We start from the raw sequence: 21,515 nt of genomic DNA, 5'->3' as shown, positions 1-21,515 counted from the left end.
GTTCGAGTATACGATAGGGGTTCAGGGAGCTGAACCTGTCAAATGAATATAATGGAGATGAGCATAGTGGAGAATAGTATAGAACAGTTGAGTGTGGTTGGTAATCCATCCGTTCATGTGGATCATACAGATATGATTCAATCAAGTCTAACTAAATTGATCATGGGTAATGATCTTGCACGTATAGAAGCACGTCAAGTTATGCAGAGTATCATGGATGGAGAAGCGACACAGGCACAGATAGGCGGCTTATTGACTGCATTACGTATGAAAGGCGAGACGGTTGAAGAAATCACAGGGTTTGCTGAAGCGATGCGGGGTTCGGGGAACCGAATGTTGACGGAAAGTGCCCATTTACTCGACACGTGTGGGACGGGTGGATCAGGAATTCACAAATTCAATATATCAACAACCTCCGCCATTATTTCGTCATCCGTTTCTGTGCGGGTAGCGAAACATGGCAATCGTTCAGCATCTGGACGTGCAGGAAGTGCGGATGTATTGGAAGCACTAGGTGTTAACATCAATATATCGGCGGAACAAGCAAGACGGTGTTTGGATGAGATTGGGATTTGCTTCTTATTCGCACAAATCTATCATCCTTCTATGCGACATGCGGCCGCTCCTCGTAAAGAGCTGGGTGTACGAACGGTATTCAATATGTTAGGCCCACTGACCAATCCTGCTGGTGCTGACCGTCAGCTACTGGGCATCTATGATCGCAGCATGACGGAAACCATTGCACAAGTTCTGAACGAACTGGGACTGAAGCGTGCCTTGGTTGTCTCAAGCTTAGATGGATTGGATGAGATTAGTATCTCAGCGCCCACACAAGTGTCTGAATTACGTGGAGGTAAAGTAACTACTTATGATATTAACCCTCATGATTTAGGTCTTGATGTTCATCCTCTAGAAAAGGTGTTGGGTGGCGATGCAGCTGAGAATGCTCGAATTATTCACTCCGTTCTTCAAGGGGAGAAGAGTCCGTATCGAGATGTTGTATTAGCTAATGCTGGAGCATGTATATATGTATCTGGACTGTCCGAGAGTATCTATGAAGGTGTACAGCTTGCTTCAAAGGCTATAGATAATGGAAGTGCCTATGCTAAATTAAATCAATTGATTCAAATGACAGGAGAAGAGTCCTATGTATCTTGATAAAATAGTAGCCACCAAAGTCAAAGAGGTGGAAGAACTTGCGAAGAACTTTGATTTCTCACGAACGGAACGAGTCATTGCTAACCTGCCACCAACTAGAGGATTTCTAAGAGCTGTATCAACAGATCGCCATCGAGATATGGGTCTCATTGCAGAGGTCAAGAAGGCTTCTCCATCGAAAGGATTAATTCGACCGGATTTCGATCCTGTGGAGATTGCTTTAGCCTATGAACGGGCTGGTGCAGATTGTTTATCTGTGCTTACAGACGTGGAATATTTTCAAGGAAGCGGTGAATATCTAAGAGCTGTCCAAGCTGCGGTAAGGATACCTCTACTGCGCAAAGATTTCATTATTGATGAACGTCAAATCTATGAAGCACGCCTGTTGGGGGCAGATGCAGTTCTACTTATCGCTAGCATATTAGAGCCTTCCCAAATATCTTCATTCATCAAGACAGCTTCTTCGATCGGACTAGATGCTTTAATTGAAGTCCATAACGCAGAAGAGTTAGAGAATGTATTACATTTAGATCAGGCATCATTGATAGGGATTAACAATCGTAATTTACATACGTTTGAAACATCTCTAGAAACGACTGCTAAACTGATTCAAATGATTCCTAGTGAAATAACGATCATCAGCGAGAGTGGTATTGCGGGATCCGATGATATGGATTTCCTCAAGCGTTCAGGAGCGGATGGCGTCCTCATAGGTGAATATTTCATGAGACAACAAGATGTTGGTGTAGCTGTTACAGAACTAATGGGATCTCTTCCTGAAGGGGAAGGAAGGTTATAAAATGGATAAAACATTCGTAAAAATATGTGGACTTCAGGACGTTGAAGTGCTAAAATCTATGTTACACTTACCGGTAGATTATATCGGATTCGTATTTGCTACTAGTCGCCGACAAGTTACGATGGAAGATGCATCGGTACTCTTGCAACAGCTTCAGCATTGGGAGAATGTGACACATCCTGAGAGTGTAGGTGTCTTCGTGAATCCTGAGATGGCGTATCTCTCTAAAGTGATGGAACGTTCACCCTTAGATGTGATTCAATTGCACGGACAAGAAGATGCTAAGTTCTGTCATGACGTCAAACGTCAATTTGGTGTTAAAGTGTTTAAAGCTCTTTCAATAAACTCAAATGGTCATGTAGCCGATCATGGTTCGGACTCTACGAAGCATCCATTGCTTCCAAAAGATTATGTCGGTGTTATTGATGCAATGTTACTGGATACGTTCGACCCTGTTTATGGGGGTGGTTCAGGGCGTACCTTTGCATGGGATCACATTCCGTATTATCAGGAAGAGAGTCGTAAACTAAATATCCCTCTTTTTATAGCTGGTGGTCTTGAACCTTCAAATGTTAGTGAGTTAATTACGAAATATCATCCATATGGGGTAGATGTTTCTAGTGGCGTAGAAAGTAATGGTTTGAAAGATATAGATAAAGTAATAGCTTTTGTTGAAAGGGTGAAACAGATATGACACAAACACAAATGCCAGATCAGAACGGTCGCTTCGGTCCATTCGGTGGACGCTTCGTACCCGAAACATTAATGAATGCACTCATAGAATTAGAACATTCCTATAAACAACATGCAGCAGATCCAAGTTTCCAAGCGGAAATAGACTATTTGTTGAAGCAATATTCTGGACGTGAGACACCCCTTTATTATGCGGAACGTTTAAGCAAACATTTGGGTGAAGCTAAAATTTACTTAAAGCGTGAGGATCTAAATCATACGGGTGCTCACAAAATTAATAATGCGATCGCGCAAGGTATTCTTGCTAAACGAATGGGAAAGAAGAAAGTAATTGCTGAGACTGGTGCGGGCCAACATGGTGTCGCAACAGCTACGGTAGCTGCACTTCTTGGAATGGAATGTAAGGTGTTCATGGGGGAAGATGATACGAAACGTCAAGCTCTGAATGTCTTCCGAATGAAGTTACTCGGTGCGGAAGTCATTCCGGTTACTTCGGGGTCTCGTACACTGAAGGATGCAGGAAATGAAGCACTCCGTTATTGGGTTAGTAATGTAGATGATACATTCTATATCTTAGGTTCTGCAGTTGGACCACATCCGTATCCGATGATGGTTCGGAATTTCCAGAGAGTGATCGGAGACGAGACGAGACGTCAGATTCTTGAGAGTGAAGGTCGCCTTCCGAATATTCTTGTTGCACCCGTTGGTGGGGGGAGTAATGCGATTGGGATGTTCTATCCTTTCATAGAAGATAAAGAAGTTGCAATGGTTGGAGTCGAAGCGGCAGGAAAAGGTGTGGACACACAATTCCATGCAGCTACGATGACTAAGGGAACACATGGAGTGTTCCAGGGGTCAATGAGTTATCTTTTGCAGGATCAGCACGGTCAAGTACAGGAAGCACACTCTATATCAGCTGGACTGGATTACCCAGGGGTTGGGCCAGAACACTCTTATCTGAAAGATATTGAACGTGTTAAGTATGTTCCAATTACAGATCAGGAGGCGCTTGATGCACTACAGTTGCTCTGTCAGACTGAAGGAATCATCCCAGCGCTTGAATCCGCTCATGCTGTTGCAGAAGTTATTAAGATAGCTCCTAGGTTAACGAAGGATGATATTGTGGTTATTTGTTTATCTGGACGAGGAGACAAAGATGTCGAATCTATCATGGCATATACAGGGGGGAATCAGTCATGAATTTGATGGATCAGACATTTGAAGTGTTGAGAAGCCAGAATCGCACGGCACTGATTCCTTTTTTGACCGTAGGAGATCCTGATGTTGCGACAACCGTAGAGATCATACTACAATTAGAGGCAGCGGGTGCTGATATTCTAGAACTAGGAGTACCGTATTCCGATCCTCTAGCGGATGGACCTGTTATTCAACGGGCATCTCAACGGTCATTGAAACATGGTGTGACCATTCGTACATGTATGGAGACGGCTGTAAAAGCTCGTGAATCAGGTGTGAAGATGCCATTTATCCTTTTTACTTATTTCAATCCTGTGTTGCAGATGGGTCTAGACCTTTTCTTCAACGAAGTAAAAAATCATGAAATCAGCGGATTGATTATCCCGGACCTTCCAGTGGAAGAATCGGGTGATATATGTCGTCGTGCGGATGAAGCTGGAGTAAGTCTAATTCCATTGGTAGCACCTACTTCAAATGAACGAATTGAGAAAATAGTTAGTAATGCTAGTGGCTTTGTATACTGCGTGTCTTCCTTAGGCGTGACAGGGGAACGTTCCTCGTTCCACCAGGGGGTAGAACAATTTATTCAAACTGTTAAGAAGTATACAAATCTTCCGGTTGCCGTTGGGTTTGGGATCTCTACGCATGAACAGGTAGCTCACTTCTCTCAAATATGTGATGGAGTTGTCGTGGGAAGTGCGATCGTACGTGAGATTGAATCTGTGATTCCTTTATTGAACGACGTTAATACTAGACAAGAGGGACTACTACAAATACGTGAGTTTGTAACACAATTAAAAGGATAATGTAATAGAAAGTGAGTGGATATGATTATGAAACCTAAATCCCATATTGTTAACCTTCCAGTATATCAACCGGGTAAACCAACAGAAGAAGTGAAGAAGGAATTTGGATTAACGGAAGTCATTAAGCTGGCTTCGAATGAGAATCCATACGGTTCATCACCTCGTATTAAAGATGCAGTTTTATCTGAACTTGAGAATATTAGTATTTATCCAGATGGTAGTGCAGCAAATTTAACGACAGCATTAAGTAATCATCTGGGTGTAAATGCGGATCAGATCATTTTTGGGTGTGGATCAGATGAGATTATTGCATTGATTACTCGAGCCTTTTTTGTGCAAGGTGATGAGACGATCATGGCTGACCAGACCTTCTCTGTATATAAGAGTAATGCAGACATTGAAGGAGCAACTAGTATTGAAGTTCCACTTAAGGATGGCGTACATGATCTAGAGGCCATGTTGGCCGCTGTAAATGAGCGTACCAAGATTATGTGGGTATGTAATCCGAATAATCCGACGGGAACCATCGTTTCGGACCGTGCATTAACAACCTTTTTGGATGAAGTTCCATCAGAAGTGTTAGTTGTACTTGATGAGGCATATTGTGAATTCGTTACGGATTTATCTTACTCAGACGGTATAAAATTTCTGAATAAATACCCTAATGTCATCGTTCTTCGAACGTTCTCCAAAATATATGGTTTAGCTTCTATGCGTATCGGTTATGGCGTAGGAAGTGCTGAAGTGATCAAATTAATCAATCAAGTTCGGGAGCCCTTTAATACGTCACGAATTGCTCAAGTTGCTGCCATAGCTGCATTAGAAGATCAGGGGTTTGTTGATCAATGTCGTAGCTTAAATGCTCAAGGAATTATGTATTTGCAAGGCGAATTTGATCGCTTAGGACTGTCCTATTTACCTGCACATGGCAATTTCATTATGGTCGATGTACGTAAGCCATCTAGTGAAATATTTCAAGCGTTACTACGAAAAGGGGTTATCATTCGTGCTGGACATCAGCGGTACCCAAGCTATATCAGAGTGACAGTAGGGACCCAAGAACAAAATAACATTTTCATTCATGCATTAGAGGAAGTGCTCCAAGACATCCCAACTCAAGTGTAAATAATAAATCTAAGAATAGAAATGAGATATCATGAACACAACAAAAATAGCTATCTTTGGAGTAGGTTTAATTGGAGGTTCGCTAGCACTTTGTTTTAAAGATAAGCCAGGGATTACGGTGGTGGGCCATGCTCACCGCCCTGACTTAATAGACACATACATGACCAGAGAAGTAGTGGATCATGCTACACTTTCAATCGAAGAAGCATCATGTGATGCTGATTTTATTTTTCTTTGCGTACCTGTAGGTAAATTAGAAGAATATTTAGAGAAATTGAGTGTTCTACCTTTGAAGAAGGGTTGTATCATTACAGATGTGGGAAGTACCAAGGCAAGTATATCTGAAGCAGCGGAGTCATTGGAACTGCAAGATGTATACTTCATTGGTGGACATCCTATGGCTGGATCTGAACGTTCAGGTGTCGAAGCGGCTTCTGTACTCCTATTCGAGAATGCTTACTATGTGTTATGCCCTTCTTCACATGTTCCAAAGGACGCGTGCGACTCTTTAGAACGTCTATTATCCTATACTCGTGCTCAAGTTGTGAAAGTGGAACCAAGGCTTCACGACGAGATTGTAGGTGCTATTAGTCATTTACCTCATGTTATCGCTGTAGCATTGGTTAACCAGATCTGTGGATATAATGAATCCAATACGTTATACCGAAGATTAGCTGCAGGAGGCTTTAGAGACATCACTAGAATTGCTTCTAGTGATCCCGTCATATGGAGAGACATACTATTGAACAACAACGATGTCATGTTGCGCTTACTTCAAGATTGGAACATGGGTATTTCCTCTTTCATAGACATGCTAAGTAATCATGATGGGCAAGGGATTGAAGAGGCCTTTCAGAAAGCTAATGCTTTCCGTAACGAACTGCCTGAAGGGCGCAAAGGAATGATTGTTCCTTTATTTGATCTGTATTTGAATGTACCGGATCATCCCGGGATTATTGGTAAAATAGCAACAGAGTTAGGCTCAGAACAGATTAATCTTAGCAATATTCAAATTATTGAGAGCAGAGAAGATGTCCCAGGTGTGATGCGGCTTTCATTCCGTCAAGAAGAGGATATGGAGCGTGCAAGAGCATTACTCCATGAGTTGAATTATACCGTCTTCATGTGATATTAAAGTGATTACATTAACTTTTAAAACAATTATTGACAAATGTAAACGTATACATTACAATGAACTTACAGTATGGTTTCTCTCCACTCCTATCCAATATCTTCTGCTCTGTCTTGAGCAGAGACCACTTTGAAAAAAGTGGTCTTTTTTTTGTCTATTTTTTGATAATCAATTTGAGAAGTCCTCCACGCTCTGGTGAATACGAGTCAAGATAGCTTATATTTATACTTCTTACATTAAGGGTTGTTTTAGGCTCGGGATTGTAATAAAATTTCACATTGTATGTGGTCTAGTGGTAGGCTAATAATATACAGGTGTATTGAACCGCGTACGTTCTCGGAAGAAAAGGAAGGGAGTAATTACATGTTATCGACTCGGAGGTCACTCGGAATAGCAAAATTTATGCTTAGGAATGGAATGTTAACGATTATCACGACCTTTTTAATTGTATTCTCACTTCGAATAATGCTTGGGGATAGTGAAAGCAATTGGCAATATTTTATCACAACGTTTTTCTTTGTTCTTGTGATCACGACTGTCTTTTTCTTTATCATTTATTCGCAAGGGCGTAGACTCAGATCAGAGCAAGAACAACTTGCCAATGTATTTCAGCACATTTCAGATGGGGTTCTTGTGCTTGATAACGCTATGAATATTAAACGTATTAATCCTGCTGCAAGACAAATGTTGAAACTGGATGAGGATGAAGTGTCCATCAGTTTCTGTAACATGTGTTCCAATTATCCAGGACTGAATAAGTTATGTTCCTACCAAAACTGTTTTATTGGTGATTCCACACAACAGCCAATAGAACTGCAGATTATCACGCCAAAGGGTGGTGCTAAATCGATCAATGCGAGCGTATCGCATTATGTAGACTCGATGCATGGACCTTTAAGTATATTACGCATTCATGAAGTTGACGGGACACGTCTGGAAGAGCAACATCAAATTGCGAAGATGATTACGCACTCCATTCTGCAAGCACAAGAGAATGAGCGGAAGCTTATATCACGAGAGTTACACGATGGGATCGGCCAATCGCTTTATAGCATATTAATTCATTCGGAGTTACTGAAGATGGATGATGCTCTGCAAAGTATGCAGGAAGATAAACTAGATACTTTGCAAGAAGCCATACGGAACACGATAGAGGATATTCGTGATTTATCCGCAGAATTGCGGCCGTCAGCACTGGATGATATCGGATTGATTGCAGCGCTACGAAAATACTTTCGAAGTTATGGTCAGAAGTTTGGTATTCAAGTTCATTTTAAAGTGGAAGAAGAAGGTGGGCGAATGCCTGCCGCTATAGAAACAGCTCTTTACCGGATTGTTCAAGAAGCGCTAACGAATGCGGCTAAGTATTCACAAACAGATGTCATTGATGTTCAATTGAAGCATTCTACAACTTCCGCAGAGCTACAAGTAAAGGATTACGGTCGAGGTTTTGTCATCACTTCTGAGCTGAGACAAGGGGTTGGATTATACAGTATGGAAGAGAGAGTCAAAATATTAGGAGGTTCATTTGACATTCAATCCGTGCCGGATAAAGGTACAACGATTCAAGTGCAAATATTTATTGATGATGGACATGGTTCGACAGTAGAGGAGGACTTAACGTGAAAGTGAAGGTTTTTATTGTAGATGATCATGCCGTTGTGCGTAGTGGTCTACGTGCCGTACTTGATGCGCAAACGAACATCACTGTCATTGGTGAAGCGGCAGATGGAGCATCTTGTATTAAGCAGGCGTTGGAGCTGAAACCGGATCTTGTGCTAATGGATCTGAGTTTTCCGAACGGTCGAGATGGGTTGTATACGACGAAAGAGCTCTTACAATCTATGCCGGAGGTTAAGGTTATTATCCTAACGATGCATGATGATGAGCAGTATCTATTTCGTGCACTTAAAGCTGGAGCATCAGGCTATATATTGAAATCGGCACCCATGTCTGAGCTTGTTCTGGCCATTGAGCAGGTTCATCAAGGGCTTGTTTATTTGCATCCATCAGCGACTAAAAAGGTCATTCAAGGCTATTTACATGGACAGACCAAAGAAACGAAGGATGTATTTGAGACTCTCACAGAACGTGAAAGAGAAATCCTTAGCTTAGTAGCCAAAGGTTATACCAATAAGGAAGTGGCTGAATTATTATTAATTAGCGTCAAAACAGTGGAGAACCACAAAGCAAATATGATGGATAAATTACAATTAAATAACCGCCGAGAGCTAATGAAGTTAGCGTACAGAAGGGGGTTGCTAGATTTTGACTGAAAGTGTGACAAGGCGGAAAAAGATGCAAATCGAGCTGGAGCAACTTAAGGAAGAACTAGGACTCGATTTCGTAGCTGTAGCGTTGGCGGATGGCCAATATCGCGATATTTACTGGCGGTTTGCTCTCGGAGCAAATTCAGAACGATACAAAAAAATTGCGGTTCGGATGGGAAAAGGAATGGCTGGAAAGGTACTTCAAGGTTTCACTCCTTATGTTGTTACTGAATTCCCAGAGGATGTGCAGGAAGATGTATTAGAATATCCTATATTTCTTGTGGAATCTTTGAAATCGGGGATGGGTGTAACGATCAAAAGCCCCTTACCTACGGATATGCAATCCAATGGAGTGCTTCTCGTTGGGCAACGTAGTAAACGGGAGTTTCAGGAGAACGATATTGATCGTGTGCAATTATGTGCAAGTGTACTTGCTGAATTATATGATCTATATCCTTTAGAGTTAACGGATTCGGAGGACTTAGAGATGTCACATTGGACGCAGAAATATACTCCGAGTGTCTCCCAGGACATCGTATCTATAACGGAGAAGGAAGCTGGACCCATTGTTAAGCTACTACATGAAGCTCAAGCGGTTGGCATTTCTTGTGAACTATTAGATCAGAGAATAACACGATTGAGCGATGAACGGCAGGAAGAGATTACGGCAATTCTAACTCTTTTGGTGAAAGAATATACAACATCTAAAGAGGGTGCTCAGTTGGTTATTGGTCAAGACGAATTAGGGCATACATTAATCGAATGTGAGGGTTACCTTCTGTACCCTTCGTCACAAGAGCTATTTCTACCTGTAATGACCGAGCTTAAATCGCTTAAATGTGATCTAGAAATCGTGATTGAAAAGGAGAAACAATCTGTACGTTTAACTATGCCAACTCGTTTGCTACTTGATGAAATGAACTGGAATCACTAGAAAGCATGAATTGGGGAATTTCCTTGGATGAAATGAGGGAATTCCCTCTTTGTTTCGTAACAGACTCCTAGGATAATGAAAAGTAATTAAGTTCATTATATTTCGGAGGCGTATCTATGAAACCATCTAAAGCAATACTACCTCTTCAAACATTGAGCCTTGTACTTGGTTTTGCTGTTTGGGGAATCTTATCATCGTTAATTGTATTTATTAAGGACGGCATTCTATTAACACCAAGCCAACTATCTTTAGTTACGGCAGTGCCGATTGTGCTTGGATCCATTTTACGTGTTCCATTTGGTTACTGGACGAATAGGTTCGGTGCACGATGGATGTTTTTGATCAGTTTTATAGTGTTGTTAGCTCCAGTCTTCTATATTAGTAAAGCAACGAGTTTTGCGGATCTCATTATCGGTGGACTATTTCTTGGAGTTGCAGGTGCAACATTCTCTGTGGGTGTAACCTCTCTTCCGAAATATTATCCACAAGAGAAACACGGATTTGTTAATGGGATTTATGGATTAGGAAATATCGGATCGGCAGTAAGCACCTTTTTCGCTCCTGTAATGGCAAATCAGTTTGGATGGCGGACAACGGTACAATTTTACCTGATTTTATTGATCTTTTTTGCACTAGCTAACTTTTTTGTGGGAGATAAGAAAGAAAAAAAATCGACAGTTCCTCTGATGGAGCAATTTAAGGCAATATATCGAAATGAGAAGTTGTGGCTCATATGCCTCTTTTATTTTATTACATTTGGTTCGTTTGTAGCATTCACGATATTTCTACCGAACTTCCTTGTTCAACACTTTGGCATTAGCAAAGTAGATGCTGGACTACGTACAGCGGTATTCGTCGTATTGGCAACAATTATGCGTCCAGTTGGGGGTATACTTGGCGATAAGTTCAATCCATTTAAAATATTGATTTATGTATTCTCTGGATTAACTATCGGTGGTATTCTGCTCGCATTCTCACCATCCATTATGTTGTATACTGTTGGCTGTTTACTTATTGGATTGTGTGCAGGAATAGGGAATGGTACCATATTTAAATTAGTTCCGCTCTATTTCTCGAAGCAAGCAGGTATTGCGAATGGGCTTATCTCTGCTCTTGGGGGTCTGGGAGGGTTCTTCCCACCTCTAATGTTGACATTATTGTTTGGAATCACAGGTCATTATGCGATTGGGTTCATGGCATTGGCGATGGTCGCATTATGTAGCTTGCTTCTTGTTCTTTATTTATACTGGCAGGATAAAGTGAAATTAGCAGAACAAATTATTCAGAGTACTTCTCAGGCGATTCTAGTAACGAATAAAAAGGGAATAATTATTAATGTGAACCCTGCGTATACTGCAGTTACTGGCTATACAGCAGAAATGGCGATTGGACAGAAGTCTGGGTTTCTTAAATCAGGCCGTCATGACAAAGCTTTCTATGAGTCGATGTGGAAGCAGTTGAAAGAAAATAATGCTTGGAGCGGGGAAATCTGGAATAAAAAGAAAAACGGAGAGATCTTCTTACAACATATCAGCATTAATGCCGTACAAAGTGATGTTGGAGAAACGAGTTATTATGTAGGGGTCTTCACTGAAGTTGAACCATCCTCTCAGAGATTTCCTAAATAAGATGTCCCTTGAGATGCTCAAGAATTGGACAAAAGGATGAATATCAAAATGAATGGAAGAAAAGACCAACACAATTTCATGAGAAAAGCGATCAGTGTTCAGGAAGCGACACAAACGGTGCTAGACACCGTTCGCCTTATGGATAAAGAAGAAGTTACGATCATGCAAAGTATTGGCAGATATTTGGCTGCGGAGGTTGTTGCTCCACAGCCATTCCCACATTTCCGCCGTGCAGGCATGGACGGATATGCGGTTGTAAGTGCCGATACTTCGAGTGCCACGATTAAAGGACCTATTACATTAAAAGTGGTGGATAACATTCCAGCTGGGACAGTATCAGCAAAGATACTTCGAAGCGGAGAATGTATGAGAATTATGACTGGTGGAGCTGTCCCGGATGGGGCAGACGCTGTCATTAAATACGAGATGACTGAAGAAGATAGTATAGATAGAGACTTCGATCATATAGAGACATGCCTAGTCAAGGGTGCTGTAACTCCCGGAGAGAATGTTTCTCCTATCGGTATTGAAATTGGCGAAGGTGAAATGGTACTTCATTCGGGTGTTCGTATTGGCCAAGGCGAGATTGCACTGCTTGCGATGATGGGTGTAGCTTCTGTTCAGGTATATCGACAGCCTAGAATTGCTGTTCTAACTACAGGATCTGAGTTATTAGATGTTGATGCACCGCTTGAGCCAGGAAGGATTCGCAATAGCAATGGTTACATGGTTGCTGCTGCGATTATGGATTATGGGGGTATTCCCTTTATGATAGGGCGAATACAGGATGACGCTGAATTAGCTAAAAATACTGTAATCGATGCTTTATCGACATACGATGCTGTTGTGACTACTGGCGGCGTATCCGTGGGGGATCATGACATTATTTATGATGTGACTCAAGCATGGGATGGCGATCTGTTGTTTAACAAAGTATTGATGCGTCCTGGTAGTCCAACAACTTATGGCTTGTGGCATGGTAAAGCTCTCTTTGCACTTTCCGGTAATCCAGCAGCATGTTATGTGGGATGTAGGTTGTTTCTTCGTCCAGCCATCCGTGGCATGATGGGAGCTGAGCTTGTTCCAGAACGGCGTATGTCAGCAACATTAACTGTCGATTATCTGAAATCTGATCGTTCTACGCGTTTCGTTCGTGGTATTGTATCCAGTAAGGAAGGGCGGCTTGAAGCAGCGCCTGTGGGTCGTGATATGTCTAGTATTACGGTTTCCCTTCGTGATGCGAATTGTCTAATCTGTCTTCCAGGTTCGCCGAATGGATATCAAGCGGGCAGCCTTGTAGAAGTCATTTTGTTATAAAGGAGGGATATCCTAATGCCCGTGAATTCCAATGAAAGTGGTACCTACTCACACTTACCTGTTTTACAAATCGTTGGTTTTAAAAATAGTGGTAAAACCACGCTAGCTTGTAAAGCTATCGCTGAGTTGTCGGCTCGTGGCTTAAGAGTCGGATCAGCGAAACATGATGCACACCGATTTCAGTTAGACGAACCGGGTACGGATAGTAGTAAGCACCTGACTCACGGGTCTGTGGAAACCGTTCTGACATCCAATACAGCTACACGCTGGATGCGCCAAAATCCAACCACACTTTGCGAAATTTCTAGCATGTTGAACGGAAGAGTAGACATCATCATTGCAGAAGGTTTTAAAAATGCGTCATATCCCAAAATTGCACTTATTCGTGAATCAGACCAAATGGAGGCCTTAATTCAAGAGACCTCTGATGTTCGTCTATGGATAAGTTGGTTGAATCCTGAGAAACTCTCGACAAATAAAGCTTATACCCAGCAGCTTATTGCTGTCCCCATCATTTCTATACATGACGAGGAAGTTGTAATGAACAGCATCCAATCCCTCGTCCTATCTTTATTCCCCTCAAACACAAAATTCATAAAAAATCTGTCGATTTAGGTGAAAGATGATTCAAAACTAGGGAAAGCCCTTGAACGAATGAGGGTTTTCCCCACTCTTTTGTGCCAGCAGTATAGTCTACAATTAAAAGTAGAAAAAGGCGCAAGGAGATGAACGCATGAAGAAGAATAATCCTCTATTGCAAAAACTAACATTTTTCCGCAAAAAAGAAAAAAATGCGGAAGGATGGAGCGAAGTATCAACTGCTGATCGTTCTTGGGAAGATATGTACCGTAACCGGTGGCAGCATGATAAGGTTGTTCGCTCAACGCATGGAGTTAACTGTACAGGATCATGTAGTTGGAAAATTTTTGTTAAAAATGGCATCGTTACTTGGGAAACGCAACAAACAGACTATCCGACAACTGGACCGGATATGCCAGAGTTTGAACCACGTGGATGTCCTCGTGGAGCAAGCTTCTCTTGGTATCTCTATAGTCCACTTCGGGTGAAATATCCATATATTCGTGGGAAACTGCTTCAGTTGTGGCAGGAAGCTTGTCAACAATATGCTGATCCAGTCCAAGCATGGGCCTCTATTGTTGAAGATGATGAGAAGAAATTAATATATAAATCTGCCCGAGGCAAGGGTGGTATGGTCCGTGCATCCTGGGATCAGGTCAATGAAATTATTTGTGCATCATTACTATATACGATAAAAAAATATGGTCCAGACCGTGTGTTTGGATTCTCACCAATTCCGGCAATGTCCATGATTAGCTATGCTGCTGGATCGAGATTTCTTTCGTTACTCGGCTCGCCACTACTTAGTTTCTATGACTGGTACGCTGACCTTCCGCCAGCTTCACCTCAAATTTGGGGAGATCAGACGGATGTTCCTGAAAGTAGTGACTGGTACAACTCAAGCTACTTGCTTGTATGGGGATCTAACCTTCCTATGACAAGAACGCCAGATGCACATTTCATGACAGAAGCTCGATATCGCGGAACGAAAGTCGTATCCATTAGCCCAGATTATGCTGAGTTCGTGAAATTCGCTGATAAATGGCTACAATCGAAGCAAGGCACAGATGGAGCGCTTGCCATGGCGATGGGCCATGTTATTTTAAATGAATTTTATGTTCAGAATCGCACGGAGTATTTCGAGAATTACTCTAAGAAATATACTGACTTTCCATTTCTTCTTCTATTGGAAGAGAAGGATGGAGTCTGCACAGCAGATCGTTTCCTAACAGCGAAAGATCTAGGGATTGAAACAAATAATCCTGAATGGAAGACAGTTCTTATTGATGAACATACAGGGGAACTTCATATCCCTAATGGCACGATTGGATCACGTTGGGGTGAAGATGGTAAATGGAATCTGAATCCGGTGGATACGATTACGGGTGACGACATTAGTCCACAGCTTGGCCTAGGTCAATATGCAAATGGTAATTTAGACATCAGCTTGCCGTATTTTGACGATGACGGTAAAACGGTTATATCTCGCAGCATTCCTTATAAAACAGTTGAGGCTGCTGATGGCACAACTTATCGTGTTACTTCTGTATTTGATTTGATGCTTGCACAGTATGGGGTTGATCCTACAGGTGCTGGTAGCTATGACGATGCAGACACTGCATATACACCAGCTTGGCAAGAAGCCATTACGGGTGTTGATCGAGCTTCAATTATTCAAATTGCTCGTGAATTTGCTACAAATGCTGTAGATAGCAAAGGACGTTCGATGATTATTGTCGGTGCAGGAATTAATCACTGGTACAATTCGGACACGATTTACCGTAGCATTCTGAACTTGGTTCTTATGACAGGATGTCAAGGTGTTAATGGTGGTGGTTGGGCGCATTACGTAGGACAAGAGAAACTACGTCCAGCTGAAGGATGGGCTACAGTAGCCTTTGCAAGAGATTGGACGATGCCTGCTCGACAAATGAACGGAACTTCGTTCTTCTATTTCGCGACAAATCAATGGCGGTTCGAATCGAATCCGGTAGAGGACCATACATCAGCGCTTGTGGATAAGACACGTTATGCACATCCTGCGGACTATAACGTATTGGCATCCAGACTTGGTTGGTTACCATCCTATCCACAGTTCGATGAGAATTCAATCGATCTAGTGAGTCAAGCCAATGCTAATGGTGCTAGTACACCAGAAGCTGTGTCACAATATGTGGCTCAACAATTGAAGGATCGTAAAATGAAGTTTGCTATGGAAGATCCAGATGCAGCAGTCAATCATCCGAAGGTGATGTTTGTATGGCGTGCGAATCTGATCTCAAGTTCTGGTAAAGGACATGAGTATTTCTTGAAGTATTTACTAGGAGCGCACAACGGCTTGCTAAATGATGATACAAATACCATCCGTCCGGAGGAAATAACTTGGAGAGATGAAGCGGCAGAGGGCAAGCTTGACTTGATGGTCAACATAGACTTCCGTATGTCAGGTACGGCTGTATATTCCGATATCGTTCTTCCAGCGGCTACATGGTATGAGAAGAGTGATCTCTCATCAACAGACATGCATCCATTTATCCATCCATTTAATCCAGCGGTTCCGCCACTCTGGGAATCACGTTCAGACTGGGAAACGTTCAAGTCGATTGCCAAGACTTTCTCGAAAATGGCGGAAGGGCAATTTGATGGACCTGTACAAGATCTCGTATCCGTACCTTTAATGCATGATACTCCGGAAGAGTTAGCACAACCATTTGGTAAAGTGCGCGATTGGAGTAAGGGAGAGATCGAAGCTATACCTGGTAAGACAATGCCGAAATTTATTATCGTAGAGCGTGATTATGCTCAAGTCTATAAGAAGATGACTTCACTTGGACCACTGGTGAAAGAAAAACCTTATGGTATTAAAGGGATGAATTGGTCAGCTGATGATGAATATGAACTACTGAAGAAAGTGAATGGCGTAGTTGATGAGCCAGGTGTAGGCGAAGGTTGTCCTAAGCTAGACACGGATATTCATATGGCAGAAACGATCATGACCTTATCTTCAACAAGTAACGGAAAAATGGCGGTCAAAGCCTGGGAATCTCTTGAGAAGAAGACAGATTTGAAGCTCAAGGATTTGGCACAAGATCGTGAAGATGAACGATTTACTTTTGAACAAATTACAGCACAACCGAAGACGGTTATTACTTCACCTGCTTTCAGTGGAACGGAACAGCATGGACGCAGATATTCACCATTTACTACGAATATTGAACGAATGATTCCGTTTAGAACATTGACGGGACGACAACATTTCTTCGTCGATCATGAAATGTTAACAGAATTCGGTGAGAATATGGCGATATTCAAACCAACGTTGAAACATTCACCTTTCCATACAAATAATGACCGTCCAGATGTTAAAGGGAAAGAAATTGTATTGAATTTCATGACGCCACATAGTAAATGGTCCATTCACAGTATGTATTATGATTCTTTACCAATGCTCACATTGTTCCGTGGAGGACCAACCATCTGGATGAATAAAGACGATGCAGCGGAAACAGATATTAAAGATAACGACTGGATTGAATGTTTCAATCAGAATGGTGCGGTTGTCGCTCGTGCCGTTGTCACACATAAGATGCCGCGTGGAATGTGCTATATGTACCATGCACAAGATCGCACGATCAACGTTCCTGCAACAGATGTAACTACTACTCGTGGTGGAACTCATAATAGTCCGACGAAAATCCATGTGAAGCCAACACATATGATTGGTGGATATGCACAATTAAGCTATGGCTTCAACTATTATGGTCCGACAGGGAACCAACGTGATTTGAATGTTGTTATACGTAAACTTTCGGAGGTGAATTGGCTTGAAGATTAAAGCACAGATTGGAATGGTAATGAACCTAGATAAATGTATCGGGTGCCATACGTGTTCTGTTACGTGTAAGAACACTTGGACAAACCGTAAAGGTGCCGAATACATGTGGTTCAATAACGTAGAGACCAAGCCAGGGATCGGATATCCGAAACAGTGGGAGAACCAAGAGAAATATAAAGGCGGATGGGTGCTCAAGAAAGGTAAGCTTGAGCTCCGTTCAGGATCTCGTGCGAATCGCTTGACTAATATTTTTCATAATCCAGATCAACCGACCATCGATGATTATTACGAGCCGTGGGACTATGAATATGAAAAATTAAACCCAACGAAAGAAACGAAGCATCAACCTGTAGCGCGCCCGAAATCGCAAATTACGGGTGAACATATGGAAATTAAATGGGGTCCGAACTGGGAGGATGATCTGGCAGGCGTCCATGAAACTGGATTGCTTGATCCAGACATGGCAGGTATTGAAGAATCCGTTCGAATGGAGTTCGAACAAGTATTCATGATGTATCTTCCTCGTATCTGTGAACACTGCATTAATCCATCTTGCGTGTCCAGTTGCCCTTCTGGTGCGATGTATAAACGTGAAGAAGACGGGATTGTTCTTGTAGATCAGAATGCTTGTCGTTCATGGAGATTCTGTGTTTCCAGCTGTCCGTACAAAAAGGTGTATTTCAACTGGCAAACAAATAAAGCGGAGAAATGTACCCTTTGTTTCCCACGAATTGAACAAGGTCTACCAACCATTTGTTCTGAAACATGTGTTGGGCGTATTCGTTACCTTGGCGTGATGTTCTATGATGCGGATCGTGTCGAAGAAGCTGCTTCTGTGGAAGATGAACAGAAGCTCTATGAAGCACAGCTTGATATTTTCCTAGATCCAAATGATCCAGAAGTTATCGCTGCAGCACGTGAAGCAGGCATTCCTGAAGATTGGATCGATTCGGCACAACGTTCACCTATCTATAAGATGGCGGTAGACTGGAAAATAGCACTTCCGCTTCACCCAGAATATCGGACGATGCCGATGGTATGGTATGTTCCACCACTAAGCCCAATTACGAATATCGTTGAAGGGAAAGGCGCGATGGCTACACCTGACGATATATTCCCAGCGATCGACGACATGCGTATTCCTGTACAGTATCTTGCAAATCTGTTGTCGGCGGGAGATACCGAGGTTATCAAGACTGTTCTTAAGAAGATGGCGGTTATGCGCTCGCATATGCGCTCACGTAATTTGAATAAAGAACCTAATCTTGAATTACTAGAACAGTTCGGCATGACGGAGAAGGAAGTTGAAGAAATGTATCGCTTGTTAGCGATTGCTAAATATGATGATCGTTTTGTTATTCCATCTGCACATCGTGAGGAATTCGCCGATTTGTATACCGAACAAGGAGCATGCGGATTCTCGAATATGATGGGTGGTCCAGGACCTTGTGGAGGTTAATCCAGGAAAAAAATTAACTTTAGGTATATGCTTCCAAAGCTAGTTTTGTACGAAGTAATACAAGAAGTTTTAACTACAAAACTTTTAGGAGTGATAACAAATGCAAGAAATGACGCTCCGTTCGAGTTGGATGTTATTCTCATTTCTATTGCAGTATCCAGATTCTGAATGGCAAGAAGTAGCGGATGAGATGTTCGTCAATTGGTGTCAACTCATTGAGGACGAGAAGGAAGAAGAAGTAGAACAACTTAAAAAACTCGCTAGCGATTGTATTGCTGAATTCGTGGGAATGGACTCTGAATCGATCACGCAGAATTATGTGAGAACCTTCGATTTCAGTAAAAAGTCAAATTTATATTTGACCTATGGGCAATTGGGTGAAGAACGTGAACGCGGGCCTGCTTTGCTCAAACTGAAACAAATCTACGAAGAAGAAGATATGCTACTTGCTAGTGAAGAATTGCCTGATTATTTGCCACTAGTGCTTGAATATGTAGCTGTTGCTGAGGAGAACCGAGGAGAGTCTCTCCTCCTTTCCTTCCAAAGTGCATTGGAAAAGGTAAGAGATGCACTTATCGATTCGGAAAGTCCGTATAGACATGTACTGGTTGCTATCCTGACATTGTTAGAGCAATCACCTGTCAAGGAAGGATCCTTTCATTTCGAAACTTCTTTTGGATACGTAGGTCAAGATGGTGGTTCAGGAGGCTGCGGTCCAATGTGGGCAGCTGCAGGTTACGGTGGAGGTTCACCTTGTGCGAATCAAATGAGTAATCAAGTGAAGAGGGGGCCGTTGGAATGACATCGGGTAGCCAGTTTCTATGGGTGATATATCCTTACCTCATTGTTATCATTTTCCTTCTTGGATTATATTATCGTTATCAAACGGATCAATTTGGTTGGACGGCCAAATCTAGTGAGATTCTAGAGAAAAAAATGCTGCGCTGGGGCAGCATTTCATTTCATATCGGCATTATGTTTGTATTGTTTGGTCATATTGGAGGGCTTCTAGTACCTAAGTCTTGGCTTGAAGCCGTTGGAGTTACTGATCACCTCTACCATCTTGCGGCAATTTCAATGGGTAGTGTGGCGGGCATTCTAACTTTGATAGGGTGTTTGATTCTTGTATATCGTCGAATAATGAATCCGCGTATCCGTAAAACGAGTAGTTTCGGGGATATGTTATCCATCATACTACTTACACTCATCGTCGTGATCGGCATGTCAGCAACCTTATTTAATGCGACAGGTAGTACTGACTTTGATTACCGCGAGACGATTTCACCATGGATTCGAGGCGTATTAACTTTCACACCAGACGGCTCGTTAATGAATGATGTTCCGTTTATCTTTAAAATCCATGTGATGTTGGGTCTTGCTCTGTTTGCAGTTTTTCCGTTCACTAGACTTGTACACATGCTAAGTATGCCAATCAAATATATAAAAAGAAGTTATGTATTATATCGTAAGCGTAAATAAAAAGGTGAATGTCAGACAAATGCATTGAAAGCTCGAACGAGAGTGATTACACCGATATAGGAACGTTTCGAAAGGGAGAATGACATCATGACACATAATATTTTAAGCGATAAATTCGGGCGACAACACAACTATCTGCGTATATCGGTTACAGACCATTGTAATTTACGTTGTATATACTGTATGCCGGAAGAAGGTATGGAATTCGAGCCTACGGAACACCTATTAAGTGATGAGGAAATTACTAACGTGGTCAGAGTATTGGCCGATATGGGAGTGAGTAAGATCCGATTAACCGGTGGTGAACCTCTCGTTCGCAAAGGGCTTGATGTTCTAATCTCTATGATCTCTCAAATTCCAGGGATTGAAGATATTGCACTTACCACCAATGGTTTATTTCTTGCTTCGCGGGCAGAACGCTTGAAGAAAGCGGGGTTAACCCGCGTTAATATAAGTTTGGATTCTCTAAAACCAGATCGTTATAAAATGATTACCCGTGGGGGAGATGTCACGAAAGTACTGGCGGGTATTGACGCCTGTATGAAGGCCGGACTGTCCCCCATTAAATTGAATGTTGTCCTCATGAAGGGGATCAATGATGATGAAATTGCTGATTTCCTTGCTCTTTCATATGAGCGTAATATAAATGTTCGTTTTATCGAATATATGCCAATTGGACATCATGATTCGCAGTGGAAAAGCTTATATTTACCGTTACAACATGTATTTGATGTGTGTGCTGAGAAAGGCTTGTCTTTCGCACCTATGTCAACCTTAGAAGGTAATGGACCTTCGGCAAATTATCAACTTGAAGGTGCTAAAGGGAGTTTTGGACTTATACACCCAATTAGTAATCATTTCTGTGAGTCCTGTAACCGTCTTCGACTAACAGCAGATGGCTATATTAAACCTTGTCTTGCTTGGTCTGAACAATTTCAGGTTCGTGGAGTGATCGGTAATGATGAGGCTGTTCGTCAAATGTTTCTTGAGGCACTAGGCACTAAACCAGAAAGTCATGAAATGTCCAAACATTTGCTAGGAGAACACACTACACATACCCCAACAGCCCGTAGAATGTCGCAAATAGGAGGATAAAATTGGAGG

General features: G+C 42.0%; 18 protein-coding genes. All 18 read left to right on the top strand.

All coding sequences use genetic code 11. The features are described 5' to 3' along the window. Positions 1–117 precede the first annotated feature (117 nt). The 18 genes from trpD (at position 118) to moaA (ending at position 21,506) form a co-directional block, all read left to right on the top strand. A complete protein-coding gene (gene trpD / locus AC1D7X_RS00615) occupies positions 118–1,158 on the top strand; it encodes an anthranilate phosphoribosyltransferase (protein ID WP_495454748.1) in 1,041 nt (346 codons plus the stop codon). Further along, positions 1,148–1,957, top strand: a complete 810-nt coding sequence (gene trpC / locus AC1D7X_RS00610; protein ID WP_495454540.1) for an indole-3-glycerol phosphate synthase TrpC — start codon at positions 1,148–1,150, stop codon at positions 1,955–1,957. The genes trpD and trpC overlap by 11 nt, the downstream gene beginning before the upstream one ends. Before the next feature lies 1 nt (position 1,958). Beyond that, positions 1,959–2,651, top strand: a complete 693-nt coding sequence (locus AC1D7X_RS00605; protein ID WP_495454541.1) for a phosphoribosylanthranilate isomerase — start codon at positions 1,959–1,961, stop codon at positions 2,649–2,651. After that, entirely contained in the window at positions 2,648–3,850 is a 1,203-nt protein-coding gene (trpB, locus tag AC1D7X_RS00600; protein ID WP_495454542.1) for a tryptophan synthase subunit beta, read from the top strand. Before AC1D7X_RS00605 ends, trpB begins: the two co-directional genes overlap by 4 nt. Then, entirely contained in the window at positions 3,847–4,653 is an 807-nt protein-coding gene (trpA, locus tag AC1D7X_RS00595; RefSeq protein WP_495454543.1) for a tryptophan synthase subunit alpha, read from the top strand. Before trpB ends, trpA begins: the two co-directional genes overlap by 4 nt. Positions 4,654–4,680: 27 nt before the next feature. Beyond that, positions 4,681–5,778, top strand: a complete 1,098-nt coding sequence (gene hisC / locus AC1D7X_RS00590) for a histidinol-phosphate transaminase (RefSeq protein WP_495454544.1) — start codon at positions 4,681–4,683, stop codon at positions 5,776–5,778. Positions 5,779–5,809: 31 nt separating this feature from the next. Further along, positions 5,810–6,907, top strand: coding sequence for a prephenate dehydrogenase (locus AC1D7X_RS00585; protein WP_495454545.1), 1,098 nt, complete (start codon positions 5,810–5,812; stop codon positions 6,905–6,907). Positions 6,908–7,273: 366 nt separating this feature from the next. Continuing rightward, positions 7,274–8,536 (top strand): sensor histidine kinase, encoded by a 1,263-nt coding sequence (locus AC1D7X_RS00580; protein ID WP_495474449.1) that lies wholly within the window; start codon positions 7,274–7,276, stop codon positions 8,534–8,536. Further along, positions 8,533–9,186 (top strand): response regulator, encoded by a 654-nt coding sequence (locus tag AC1D7X_RS00575; RefSeq protein ID WP_495454547.1) that lies wholly within the window; start codon positions 8,533–8,535, stop codon positions 9,184–9,186. The genes AC1D7X_RS00580 and AC1D7X_RS00575 overlap by 4 nt, the downstream gene beginning before the upstream one ends. Next, complete coding sequence (locus AC1D7X_RS00570; protein WP_495454548.1) at positions 9,179–10,114, top strand: hypothetical protein; 936 nt, start codon at positions 9,179–9,181, stop codon at positions 10,112–10,114. The genes AC1D7X_RS00575 and AC1D7X_RS00570 overlap by 8 nt, the downstream gene beginning before the upstream one ends. 116 nt (positions 10,115–10,230) lie before the next feature. Beyond that, positions 10,231–11,742: a nitrate/nitrite transporter gene (locus AC1D7X_RS00565; protein WP_495454549.1), complete on the top strand. Its 1,512-nt coding sequence runs from the start codon at positions 10,231–10,233 to the stop codon at positions 11,740–11,742. A gap of 48 nt (positions 11,743–11,790) precedes the next feature. After that, positions 11,791–13,059 (top strand): molybdopterin molybdotransferase MoeA, encoded by a 1,269-nt coding sequence (locus tag AC1D7X_RS00560; protein WP_495474448.1) that lies wholly within the window; start codon positions 11,791–11,793, stop codon positions 13,057–13,059. A gap of 15 nt (positions 13,060–13,074) precedes the next feature. Next, positions 13,075–13,674 (top strand): molybdopterin-guanine dinucleotide biosynthesis protein B, encoded by a 600-nt coding sequence (mobB, locus tag AC1D7X_RS00555; RefSeq protein ID WP_495474447.1) that lies wholly within the window; start codon positions 13,075–13,077, stop codon positions 13,672–13,674. Positions 13,675–13,792: 118 nt separating this feature from the next. After that, positions 13,793–17,473 carry a nitrate reductase subunit alpha gene (locus AC1D7X_RS00550; protein ID WP_495454552.1) on the top strand — a complete coding sequence of 1,227 codons (3,681 nt, stop codon included), beginning with the start codon at positions 13,793–13,795 and terminating at the stop codon, positions 17,471–17,473. Next, entirely contained in the window at positions 17,463–18,932 is a 1,470-nt protein-coding gene (narH, locus tag AC1D7X_RS00545; protein ID WP_495454553.1) for a nitrate reductase subunit beta, read from the top strand. The genes AC1D7X_RS00550 and narH overlap by 11 nt, the downstream gene beginning before the upstream one ends. Positions 18,933–19,032: 100 nt before the next feature. Beyond that, a complete protein-coding gene (gene narJ, locus AC1D7X_RS00540) occupies positions 19,033–19,734 on the top strand; it encodes a nitrate reductase molybdenum cofactor assembly chaperone (protein ID WP_495454554.1) in 702 nt (233 codons plus the stop codon). Then, positions 19,731–20,411 (top strand): respiratory nitrate reductase subunit gamma, encoded by a 681-nt coding sequence (gene narI, locus AC1D7X_RS00535; RefSeq protein ID WP_495454555.1) that lies wholly within the window; start codon positions 19,731–19,733, stop codon positions 20,409–20,411. The genes narJ and narI overlap by 4 nt, the downstream gene beginning before the upstream one ends. Before the next feature lie 87 nt (positions 20,412–20,498). After that, positions 20,499–21,506, top strand: coding sequence for a GTP 3',8-cyclase MoaA (gene moaA / locus AC1D7X_RS00530; RefSeq protein ID WP_495454556.1), 1,008 nt, complete (start codon positions 20,499–20,501; stop codon positions 21,504–21,506). The last annotated feature ends 9 nt before the right edge of the window (positions 21,507–21,515 follow it).

The organism is Paenibacillus sp. Y568 (assembly GCF_059445545.1).
The sequence above is the reverse complement of the archived record's forward strand: the minus strand, read 5'-3'. Positions and strand labels throughout refer to the sequence as shown.

Excerpts from the sequence above, each read along its gene's own strand:
- trpC (WP_495454540.1), top strand. The coding sequence starts at position 1,148 with ATGTATCTTGATAAAATAGTAGCCACCAAAGTCAAAGAGGTGGAAGAA.
- AC1D7X_RS00605 (WP_495454541.1), top strand. The coding sequence starts at position 1,959 with ATGGATAAAACATTCGTAAAAATATGTGGACTTCAGGACGTTGAAGTG.
- trpB (WP_495454542.1), top strand. The coding sequence starts at position 2,648 with ATGACACAAACACAAATGCCAGATCAGAACGGTCGCTTCGGTCCATTC.
- trpA (WP_495454543.1), top strand. The coding sequence starts at position 3,847 with ATGAATTTGATGGATCAGACATTTGAAGTGTTGAGAAGCCAGAATCGC.
- hisC (WP_495454544.1), top strand. The coding sequence starts at position 4,681 with ATGAAACCTAAATCCCATATTGTTAACCTTCCAGTATATCAACCGGGT.
- AC1D7X_RS00585 (WP_495454545.1), top strand. The coding sequence starts at position 5,810 with ATGAACACAACAAAAATAGCTATCTTTGGAGTAGGTTTAATTGGAGGT.
- AC1D7X_RS00580 (WP_495474449.1), top strand. The coding sequence starts at position 7,274 with ATGTTATCGACTCGGAGGTCACTCGGAATAGCAAAATTTATGCTTAGG.
- AC1D7X_RS00565 (WP_495454549.1), top strand. The coding sequence starts at position 10,231 with ATGAAACCATCTAAAGCAATACTACCTCTTCAAACATTGAGCCTTGTA.
- AC1D7X_RS00560 (WP_495474448.1), top strand. The coding sequence starts at position 11,791 with ATGAATGGAAGAAAAGACCAACACAATTTCATGAGAAAAGCGATCAGT.
- mobB (WP_495474447.1), top strand. The coding sequence starts at position 13,075 with ATGCCCGTGAATTCCAATGAAAGTGGTACCTACTCACACTTACCTGTT.
- AC1D7X_RS00550 (WP_495454552.1), top strand. The coding sequence starts at position 13,793 with ATGAAGAAGAATAATCCTCTATTGCAAAAACTAACATTTTTCCGCAAA.
- narJ (WP_495454554.1), top strand. The coding sequence starts at position 19,033 with ATGCAAGAAATGACGCTCCGTTCGAGTTGGATGTTATTCTCATTTCTA.
- narI (WP_495454555.1), top strand. The coding sequence starts at position 19,731 with ATGACATCGGGTAGCCAGTTTCTATGGGTGATATATCCTTACCTCATT.
- moaA (WP_495454556.1), top strand. The coding sequence starts at position 20,499 with ATGACACATAATATTTTAAGCGATAAATTCGGGCGACAACACAACTAT.